We start from the raw sequence: 7,929 nt of genomic DNA on the forward strand, positions 1-7,929 counted from the left end.
TGGCACCACCGCCACACTGCTGGCAGAGCTGGGCAGCCCTCTGCGATTCGACAGCGCAAGGCAGCTGGCAGCGTTCTGTGGTCTGAATCCGCGTTTGCAGGAATCTGGGATATACCGAGGCAAGTCGACCATCTCGCGCACCGGGTCAGGCCGATTGCGCGCAGCGCTATACATGCCAGCGCTGTCGGCGATGGCCTACAACCCGGTCATCAAAGCGATGAAAGTGAGGCTGGCTGAACGCGGTAAAACTGGTCGGTTGGCCGTCTGCGCGGCCATGCGTAAGCTGCTGCACATCATCTACGGCGTACTGAAATCAGGTCAGCCGTTCGACCCGATCAGAGCGCTTGCACACTGATCAGGATGACGGTATCTACAGTGTGTGAGTATCGGTTGACCTGAGTTGTCAGGGCCGACGCTGGCGCTGCGCTCACACCCCCTCTGGCGGCTTCACCTTGGCCTTGCTCTTGCGCGTTTTCTTACTCTTGGCAGCGGTCGCCGCCGCATCCATCAACCGACAAAACTTCGGACACTCCAGGTGATTGGGCGCTGAACAGGCGGCGGCGTGGCGTAGGCCGTCGCGCAGGTTGCTGAGCTGGTGGATCTTGCGGTCCAGTGCGTCGGCTCGGCTGGACAGCTGTTCGCGATCAATCTCTGGGCGGCCGTCTGGCGAGAACATCTGCGCAATCTCATCCAGTGAAAACCCCGCCGCGCGACCCAGTGCGATCAGTGCCAGTTGCTGCACCACGCGCGGGTTAAATGCCCGGCGCAGGCCGCGTCTGCCAATCGATTTGATCAGGCCCTTCTGTTCGTAATAACGCAGTGTGGAGGCTGGCAGGCCGGAGGCTTTCGAGACCTCGCTAATGTCCATTGGTACGCCCTTGACTTCAAGTCGACTTTAAGTGGCATCGTGCATTTTCTGCCCGTCCAGGGCAACTCACAGGAGGCAGAAAATGAATGATTTATGGAGCGCGGTGATCATCGGAATTGGCGCAACGCTGGTGATGGACGGCTGGGGGCTGGTGCGTAAACAGCTGCTGGGGATTCCGCCAGCGGACTATGGGTTGGTGGGGCGTTGGTTGGGGCATATGAAGCAGGGGCGCTTTCGGCATGAGCGCATCGCTGCGGCTTCACCGGTGCCTGCGGAGCGGCTGCTTGGCTGGGGCGCGCATTACCTGATTGGGGTGGTGTTTGCGCTGTTGCTGGTGGCGATATGCGGGGCTGAATGGCTTCGTCAGCCAACGCTATTGCCTGCATTGGCTTGGGGCATCGTGACGGTGGCGGCGCCCTTTCTGCTGATGCAGCCCGGCATGGGCGCAGGCATTGCCGCGAGTCGCACGCCACGCCCCAATGCCGCGCGCTTGCAGAGCCTGATCACCCATAGCGCGTTTGGTTTGGGCCTGTATGGCTCAGCACTGGTTCTCAATGCTGTTAAAGGAGTCTGACATGGCTATTCCTGCGCGTTTTGCCCCGATTGTGTTTGGCGCGTTGCTGTCGGCGATTATGGTGACCTTGGTGTCGGCCTTTGTGATTGCGGTCACCCAGGGCTTTGACGAGCACTTTGTTGCGGCGTGGCTCAGAAGCTGCGCGCTGACCTGGCCGGTGGCGTTTCCGACGGTGACGCTGGTGGCGCCATGGGTGCGGCGGTTGGTGGGGTGGTTGACGGTGTGAGTGGTGTAGGAGCGTGGGACGATGGCTGGTGCATAACGCTGCGCTTTTGTTCACCCTACGACTGCGAACGTGGCGAATGCACGGACCCCATCCCCGTTTACGCGGGCGAGTAGCGCAGGGCTGGCGGGAAAAAGAGTCATAGGATGTCTGAGGCTCGAAGAGCCGAGTTTTATGACTCCCCGCCAGCCCGAGCAACGCAGCGAACCCGAAGGGCCGCGTAGCCGGGTGCCCCGGGGGATTGCTAAGGGGGGCTGGGCAAGCAGCCCCCCTTGGCTCGCCGGGAAGGCGAAATGGTGACCTGAAGAGTTAGTAACGACCAAAGCCGGACGCGGAGCGTCCTGACAGGCATTCCCACGCAGAGCGTGGGAACGATCAGTCGAGCAATGGTGCGGTGATGAAAGCAGCACGGGCACGGCATGCCGTGCCCCTACGGGGTGGGCTGCCCCTGCGTCGCCAGCGCCTTTATCGCCGCAAGTAACTCCCTGCGCGCAACCTCCTGACTCACCACCCGCAACCTCACCTTCTGCCCCGGCGCACATTGCGCCAACCGCGCCAGCGCCAGCGGCGTCACCGCTCCCAGCCGGGGATAGCCGCCGATAGTCTGGCGGTCGTTCATGAGGATGATCGGTTGCCCGTCTGGCGGCACCTGGACGGCGCCGAGGGGGATGCCTTCGGAGATCAGGGCCTGGCTCTGGTAGCGCAGCGCGGGGCCGGTGAGGCGCATGCCCATGCGGTCGGCGCGCTGGTCGAGGGTCCAGCTCTGGTTGAAGGCGGCGAACAGGCTGGCACCGGCGAAGCTGGCGATTTGTGCGCCGGGGATCAGGTCGAGCACGACTTCGTCACCCGGATACCAGAGTGCGTCTGCGGGCAGAGTGCGCGGTTCGGCATCGCTGGCCTTGCCCTGCAGGCGGTCGCCGTTGTGCAGGCCGCGGCCATTGCCGTGCAAGCCGCCAAGGTGTTCGCGCATGACGGTGGCGACGGCGCCCATGACCGGTTCTGCGGCAAAGCCGCCGGGGGTGGCGAGGTAGGCGCGTACGCCGCGCTTGGGGCTGTTGAACCGCAGGGTCTGGCCGTGGTGCAGCTGAAATGCCTGACCGGGTGTCAGTGGTTGGTCGTCGAGTTTCGCGTCCAGGTCGGCGCCGGTCAGCGCCAGCCAGCCGCTGGCTTGTGCGCGCAGTTGCACGCCGCCAAGGGGGATTTCGATCACGGCAGCATCGGCGGTGTTGCCGAGCAGCCAGTTGGCCTGCTGCATGGCGACCCAGTCCAGCGCACCGCCCTGGGTGATGCCCAGATGGCGCACGCCGAAGCGGCCGCCGTCTTGCAGTTGGGCAAAGCCGAGGCTGTGTTCGACCAGCAGCTCGATCATGCGCTGGCCTCCATCGCTGTGTCGTCCCCGCCCAGGCGGATAAATTCGGCGTGGTCGATGGAGACAAAGCGCACCCGGTCGCCGGGTTGCAGCAGGCTGCCGCGCTCGGCGCTGAACAGGGTCAGCGGGCAGCGGCCGATCAGGTTCCAGCCGCCGGGTGAGGTCAGTGGGTAAATGGCGGTTTGGCGTTCGGCGATACCGACGCTGCCCTTGGGCACGCGCTGGCGCGGGGTAGCGAGGCGGGCGGACGCAAGCGCTTCATCCACCAGCCCCATGTAAGCAAACCCGGGCGCGAAGCCGAGGGTGAACACCGGGTAGTCGCGGCTGCAATGCTGCTCGATGACCTGCTCGGGGCTGAGCCCGGCCCGTTGGGCGATGCTGGTCAGTTCGGGGCCGACGCTTTCGTGATACCAGACCGGGATGGCGTGCAGGGTGCCGGTCTCATTCGTCAGCGGCTGCAGGTTGTGCAGGCTGCTGTGGATCAGCGCGATGGCCTCTGCTTCGCTCAGGGCGTGCAGGTCGTAGTGCAGCAGCAAGGTGGTGTAGGACGGCACCAGATCGATCAGCTGCGCGCCGAAGGCTGCGCGCAGGTTTTCTGCGGCGGCGATCAGCCAGGGCATGTTGGCCTCGTCGATCTGATCAAACAGCCGCACCATCAGACTGTCGATGGCTGCGCTCTCGATGCGCAGGTTCACAGCGCGTCCAGTGCGGCGCGGATGCGGGCGACCACGGCGACCGATTCGGCGTTGTCGCCGTGCACGCAGAGGCTGTCGGCGCGCAGGGTCAGCTGGCTGCCGTCGCTGGCGCTGATCGGCTCGCCCCGGGCAAAGCTCAGTGCCTGGGCCAGAATGCGCTCCGGGTCCTGATGGACGGCGCCGGGCTGGTTGCGCGGCAGCAGGTAGCCGTCCGGGTCATAGCCACGGTCGGCGAAGGCTTCAAACAGCAGGCCGATGCCCTGCTCCGCGGCCAGTTGTTCGGCTTCGCGGTTGTCGCGGCGGGCCAGCAGCATAAGCGGCAATTGCGGGTTGAAACGGGTGACGGCGCGCATCACTGCTGTGAGCAGCGCGGGCTGCTTCATCATGTCGTTGTAGAGCGCGCCGTGGGGTTTGACGTAGCTGAGGGTGACGCCTTCGGCGCGGCAGATACTGTCCAGTGCGCCGAGCTGGTAGAGCAGCAGGTCTTCCACTTCCTGCGCGGAACAGGCCATCGAGCGGCGGCCAAAGCCGACCAGATCCGGGTAGGCCGGATGGGCGCCGATACGCACGCCGTGCTGCACTGCCAGTGCGACGGTGCGGCGCATGGTGGACGGGTCGGAGGCGTGAAAGCCGCAGGCGATGTTGGCGCTGTGCACATGCGGCATGACGGCTTCGTCCATGCCCATGGTCCAGGCACCGAAGCTTTCGCCCATGTCGCAGTTGAGTTGTAGCGGCTGCATGGTTGCTGGTTGTCCTGTGCTGTCACCGGCGCGGCGAGACTGAACCATTTGCGTCGATTGCTGCCGGATTTACTGTGTATTCATGCTGTATGGCGCGCGTTCGCCTCACAGCCGTTGGTTCATCGATTGTAGAGAGGAGCGATATGAAGATTCTCATGGTTCTCACCTCACACGACAAGCTTGGCGACACTGGCCATAAAACCGGCTTCTGGTTGGAGGAGTTTGCAGCGCCCTATTACGTGCTGCGCGATGCCGGTGCCGAAATCACCCTGGCCTCGCCCAAGGGCGGCCAGCCGCCACTGGACCCCAAGAGCGCCGAGCCGGATGCGCAGACCGAGGCGACCAAACGTTTTGACGCCGACAACGCCGCTCAGGCGCAGTTGGCGCAGACGGTGAAACTGAGTGAGGTTTCGGCAGACGACTTCGATGCGGTGTTTTATCCCGGCGGCCACGGCCCGATGTGGGATCTGCATGACGACGCCGACTCATTGGCGCTGCTCAATGCCTTTGCCAAGGCGGACAAGCCCATCGGCGCGGTGTGCCATGCACCGGCGGCATTGGTTAACGCCAAGGGTAAGGACGGCGAGGCGTTGGTTGGCGCCAAGCGGGTGACCGGGTTCTCCAACTCTGAGGAAGACGGCGTTGGCCTCAGCGAGGTAGTGCCCTTCCTGCTGGAAGACGCGCTGAAGGAAAAGGGGGGCGTTTACAGCAAAGGTGAGGACTGGGGCGAGTATGTGCTCGTCGATGGCTTGTTGGTCACCGGGCAGAACCCGGCGTCATCCGAGAAGGCGGCGCGTGAGTTGCTGACGCTGTTGAAGGTGCTGCCGGGGGTGTGACGGGTTGATTGGTGGCCGGTTCTTGGATGGAGCTGCTGCCGAGTCAGCCTTTCGCCTTTTACGGCGAGCCCTTCGGGTTTGCTGCGTTGCTCGGCTTGGCGGGGATCGGCAGAACTCGGCTCTTCGAGCCTCAGACATGCTGCCGCTCTTTTTCCCGCCAAGCCGGCGCTACTCGCCCGCGTAAACGGGACGACAATCAGTGCACACTCCAACATCAGGTGGTGGCACGAAATGCCTTTAGCATCCGGATGTCTGATGTCTATTCGTGCGGCCGAGTTGAAGCTCGGCCCTTGCGACGACACCATCCTTGCCGCTTGCCGCTTGCCGCTTGCCGCTTGCCGCTTGCCGCTTGCCGCTTGCCGCTCCTAGCTGAGAATCATATTGGTCGCTGTGGCGTAGGCATACAGCGAGCCGGTTTCATCGCGCAGATACCCTTCGCTGATGATCAGGCGTCGGGTCTTGTTGATGACCTTGCCTTCGGCGATCAGCGTTTTGTTGAAGGGCACCGGTTTGCACATCTTCACGTTCAGTTCGATGGTGCCGTAGCCTTCGCCTACGCCCAGGGTGGTGTGTGCAGCGCAGCCGGTGACCGAGTCCATGACGGTGGCAGCAAAGCCGCCATGCACGCCGCCGAGCGGGTTGGTATGGCTTTCGTTGGCGGTGGCTTCAAACACCACTCGGCCCTCTTCGGCCAGCTTGACCTGCATCGGAATGGTCTTGGAAATCGGTGCCAGGGGCAGCAGGCCGTTGGCGACAGCTTGCAGGATCTGCAGGCCGGTCATGTCTTTCGGGTTCATTACAGGGTCCTTGAATGGGTCAGGCTGCAGCGGCAGCCTGGGGTTGGCTGGCGAACCACTCTAGCGCATCGCGCCAGAGCGGTTCGGCGTAGGGGCGGAAGTAACCCATGTGGCCCAGCGGCTTGAGGCTGAGGGCCTTGGGGTCGATATCCAGCGGTTGGTAAGCAGCGCCGCTGAAGGCGCTCATAAAGGCGTCGCGCGAGTCCGGGCCAGCCCACAGGTCGTCGAGCGAAACGGCGCCGACAATCGGTGTGCGCACGGCGGCAAAGTGCTCGTTCAGCCAGGCCATCTTCGGGTCTTCAAAAAAGTAGCGCGGATAGCGGCACCAGCGCTTCCAGTCGCGGTACACGCCCTTGGGCAGGTCTTCGCCGAGGCCCAGCCAGTTCCAGGCTTGATAGCCCTTAATGGCGACGATCAGCGGCAGCACCAGATTCCACATGAACTGCACCTTGCGGCGCTCGCCTGTGGGCATCCAGCCGTGCCAGCCAGCACCGGTGCCGAAGGTGTAGACGGCGTGGATCGCATCGCGGTTGGGCAGCAGGCCGAAGGCGTGGCCGCCGAACGAATGGCCGACCAGATACAGTGGCAGATCCTGCTGGCCGAGATAGTCGACGCCGGCGGCGAGGTCCTTGTCGGCCCAGTCCAGATAGTCCATCTCGAAGCCCTTGAGGCTGGCTGGGGCCGAGGCGCCGATACCGCGGTAATCGAGGGTTAGCGTAGTGAAGCCGTTGCTGGCGGCAAACTCGGCAAAGCGTCGGTAGAAGCCCTGCGGCACACCGGTGGCGCTGCCGACCAGAATCTGCCCGCGTGGTTCGCTGGCCGGGTACAGGGTGGCGGCGAGCTGGTAGCCATCGGCGGCGGTCAGGGTCAGGCCTTGCGGGGCGAGCGATTCAGTGGCCATTGGCAAACTCCTTTTGTTGCAGGCGAACGTGGCTGAGCAGGGCGCGGAAGGCGCGTTCGAGCGGTTCGGTACTGCCGGCAGCGCGGGCCATCATCAGACCGCCCTCGTAACTGGTCAGCACCAGCACGGCTAGGTCGGCAGCGGCCTCGGTGGGGAAACCGGCGCGGCTGATCTGTCTAGTCAGCAGGTCGCGCAGGGTGGCGAAGGCGCCGTTGAGGGCCAGCAGCAGGTCGGTGTCGTCGGGAGAGCAGTCGAGCGCGGCGGCGGCCAGCGGGCAGCCGAGCTTGAAACGACTGGCGGCGATGCGCTGCAGCGCGCTGTCGATCCAGGCCGCGAGCGCTTCCAGCGGGTCGTCGAAGCGCGCAAACATCTGCTCCAGAAACCGCGTCATCTCCTGCTCGGCGTTGGCAATGGCGGCCAGCGCCAACTCTTCCTTGCCGCCGGGAAAGTGGTAGTACAGGCTGCCCTTCGGCAACCCCGCAGTTTTCAGAATCTCAGTCAGGCCAACGCCATGCAGTCCCTTGCTTTGCAGGGCATTCTGCATGGTTTTGACGAGGATATGGCGGCTATCTTCTTTGCTCATGGCGCTAGTTATAGACCGATCGGTCTATGGAGTAAAGAGCGAGGTGCGATGTTAGATCGAGGTTTAATTGGTTTTGGTGTTCTTGGCTACCGCCGAGGCGGACGCGGAGCGTCCGGCAGGCATTCCCACGCGGAGCGTGGGAACGATCTTGGGGGTGGCGAACAGATTGCCTGCAATCGTGATGAATGCACGGACTCAATCCCGTTTACGCGGGCGAGTAGCGCAGGGCTGGCGGGAAAAAGAGCCGTAGGATGTCTGAGGCGCGAAGCGCCGAGTTTTTGGGTGGCCGGCGAGGTCTCCCCGTCAGACCCAGCAACGCAGTGAACCCGAAGGGCCGCGTAGT

The 7,929-nt window shown here is 63.9% G+C and carries 11 protein-coding genes; 4 read left to right on the forward strand and 7 right to left on the reverse strand.

Annotated elements, in window-relative coordinates:
- Positions 1 to 355, forward strand: a 355-nt coding sequence (locus C1949_RS18915) for a transposase (protein WP_146040362.1), incomplete at its 5' end; no start/stop codon positions are given.
- A gap of 72 nt (positions 356 to 427) precedes the next feature.
- Here the strand turns inward: C1949_RS18915 and C1949_RS18920 are convergent.
- On the reverse strand, positions 428 to 868 hold the full coding sequence (locus tag C1949_RS18920) for a helix-turn-helix domain-containing protein (protein WP_104739926.1): 441 nt from the start codon (positions 866 to 868) through the stop codon (positions 428 to 430).
- Positions 869 to 950: 82 nt separating this feature from the next.
- Between C1949_RS18920 and C1949_RS18925 the strand changes: the two genes are divergently transcribed.
- Together C1949_RS18925 and C1949_RS18930 are read left to right on the forward strand one after the other, a co-directional pair.
- A complete protein-coding gene (locus C1949_RS18925) occupies positions 951 to 1,442 on the forward strand; it encodes a DUF2938 domain-containing protein (RefSeq protein ID WP_104739927.1) in 492 nt (163 codons plus the stop codon).
- Position 1,443: 1 nt separating this feature from the next.
- Positions 1,444 to 1,668: a DUF2798 domain-containing protein gene (locus C1949_RS18930; protein ID WP_065335961.1), complete on the forward strand. Its 225-nt coding sequence runs from the start codon at positions 1,444 to 1,446 to the stop codon at positions 1,666 to 1,668.
- 427 nt (positions 1,669 to 2,095) lie between these two features.
- Here the strand turns inward: C1949_RS18930 and C1949_RS18935 are convergent, their stop codons facing one another.
- Genes C1949_RS18935 through C1949_RS18945 form a run of 3 tightly spaced genes read right to left on the reverse strand, consistent with a single transcriptional unit; the run spans position 2,096 to position 4,469 of the window.
- On the reverse strand, positions 2,096 to 3,034 hold the full coding sequence (locus tag C1949_RS18935; protein WP_104739928.1) for a 5-oxoprolinase subunit C family protein: 939 nt from the start codon (positions 3,032 to 3,034) through the stop codon (positions 2,096 to 2,098).
- Positions 3,031 to 3,729, reverse strand: a complete 699-nt coding sequence (pxpB, locus tag C1949_RS18940; RefSeq protein ID WP_104739929.1) for a 5-oxoprolinase subunit PxpB — start codon at positions 3,727 to 3,729, stop codon at positions 3,031 to 3,033. The genes C1949_RS18935 and pxpB overlap by 4 nt, the downstream gene beginning before the upstream one ends.
- A complete protein-coding gene (locus C1949_RS18945; protein WP_104739934.1) occupies positions 3,726 to 4,469 on the reverse strand; it encodes a 5-oxoprolinase subunit PxpA in 744 nt (247 codons plus the stop codon). Before C1949_RS18945 ends, pxpB begins: the two co-directional genes overlap by 4 nt.
- A 143-nt stretch (positions 4,470 to 4,612) precedes the next feature.
- On the opposite strand from C1949_RS18945, the gene C1949_RS18950 reads away from it, so the two are divergent.
- Complete coding sequence (locus C1949_RS18950; protein WP_104739930.1) at positions 4,613 to 5,305, forward strand: type 1 glutamine amidotransferase domain-containing protein; 693 nt, start codon at positions 4,613 to 4,615, stop codon at positions 5,303 to 5,305.
- Positions 5,306 to 5,670: 365 nt separating this feature from the next.
- Here C1949_RS18950 and C1949_RS18955 read toward each other — a convergent pair whose 3' ends face one another.
- From C1949_RS18955 to C1949_RS18965, 3 genes are read right to left on the reverse strand one after another with little or no spacing between them, the layout of a single operon-like run.
- Positions 5,671 to 6,102, reverse strand: coding sequence for a PaaI family thioesterase (locus tag C1949_RS18955; protein ID WP_104739931.1), 432 nt, complete (start codon positions 6,100 to 6,102; stop codon positions 5,671 to 5,673).
- Between the two features lie 19 nt (positions 6,103 to 6,121).
- Positions 6,122 to 7,003: an alpha/beta hydrolase family protein gene (locus C1949_RS18960; protein ID WP_104739932.1), complete on the reverse strand. Its 882-nt coding sequence runs from the start codon at positions 7,001 to 7,003 to the stop codon at positions 6,122 to 6,124.
- Positions 6,993 to 7,586 carry a TetR/AcrR family transcriptional regulator gene (locus C1949_RS18965; RefSeq protein ID WP_104739933.1) on the reverse strand — a complete coding sequence of 198 codons (594 nt, stop codon included), beginning with the start codon at positions 7,584 to 7,586 and terminating at the stop codon, positions 6,993 to 6,995. The genes C1949_RS18960 and C1949_RS18965 overlap by 11 nt, the downstream gene beginning before the upstream one ends.
- Between the last annotated feature and the right edge of the window lie 343 nt (positions 7,587 to 7,929).

The organism is Halopseudomonas oceani (genome assembly GCF_002903165.1).
In the GTDB taxonomy this organism is placed as follows: Bacteria; Pseudomonadota; Gammaproteobacteria; order Pseudomonadales; family Pseudomonadaceae; genus Halopseudomonas; species Halopseudomonas oceani.

Bases quoted from the DNA above. Each gene is read 5' to 3' on its own strand.
- C1949_RS18920 (WP_104739926.1), bottom strand. From the start codon at position 868: ATGGACATTAGCGAGGTCTCGAAAGCCTCCGGCCTGCCAGCCTCCACA.
- C1949_RS18925 (WP_104739927.1), top strand. From the start codon at position 951: ATGAATGATTTATGGAGCGCGGTGATCATCGGAATTGGCGCAACGCTG.
- C1949_RS18930 (WP_065335961.1), top strand. From the start codon at position 1,444: ATGGCTATTCCTGCGCGTTTTGCCCCGATTGTGTTTGGCGCGTTGCTG.
- C1949_RS18935 (WP_104739928.1), bottom strand. From the start codon at position 3,034: ATGATCGAGCTGCTGGTCGAACACAGCCTCGGCTTTGCCCAACTGCAA.
- C1949_RS18945 (WP_104739934.1), bottom strand. From the start codon at position 4,469: ATGCAGCCGCTACAACTCAACTGCGACATGGGCGAAAGCTTCGGTGCC.
- C1949_RS18950 (WP_104739930.1), top strand. From the start codon at position 4,613: ATGAAGATTCTCATGGTTCTCACCTCACACGACAAGCTTGGCGACACT.
- C1949_RS18955 (WP_104739931.1), bottom strand. From the start codon at position 6,102: ATGAACCCGAAAGACATGACCGGCCTGCAGATCCTGCAAGCTGTCGCC.
- C1949_RS18960 (WP_104739932.1), bottom strand. From the start codon at position 7,003: ATGGCCACTGAATCGCTCGCCCCGCAAGGCCTGACCCTGACCGCCGCC.
- C1949_RS18965 (WP_104739933.1), bottom strand. From the start codon at position 7,586: ATGAGCAAAGAAGATAGCCGCCATATCCTCGTCAAAACCATGCAGAAT.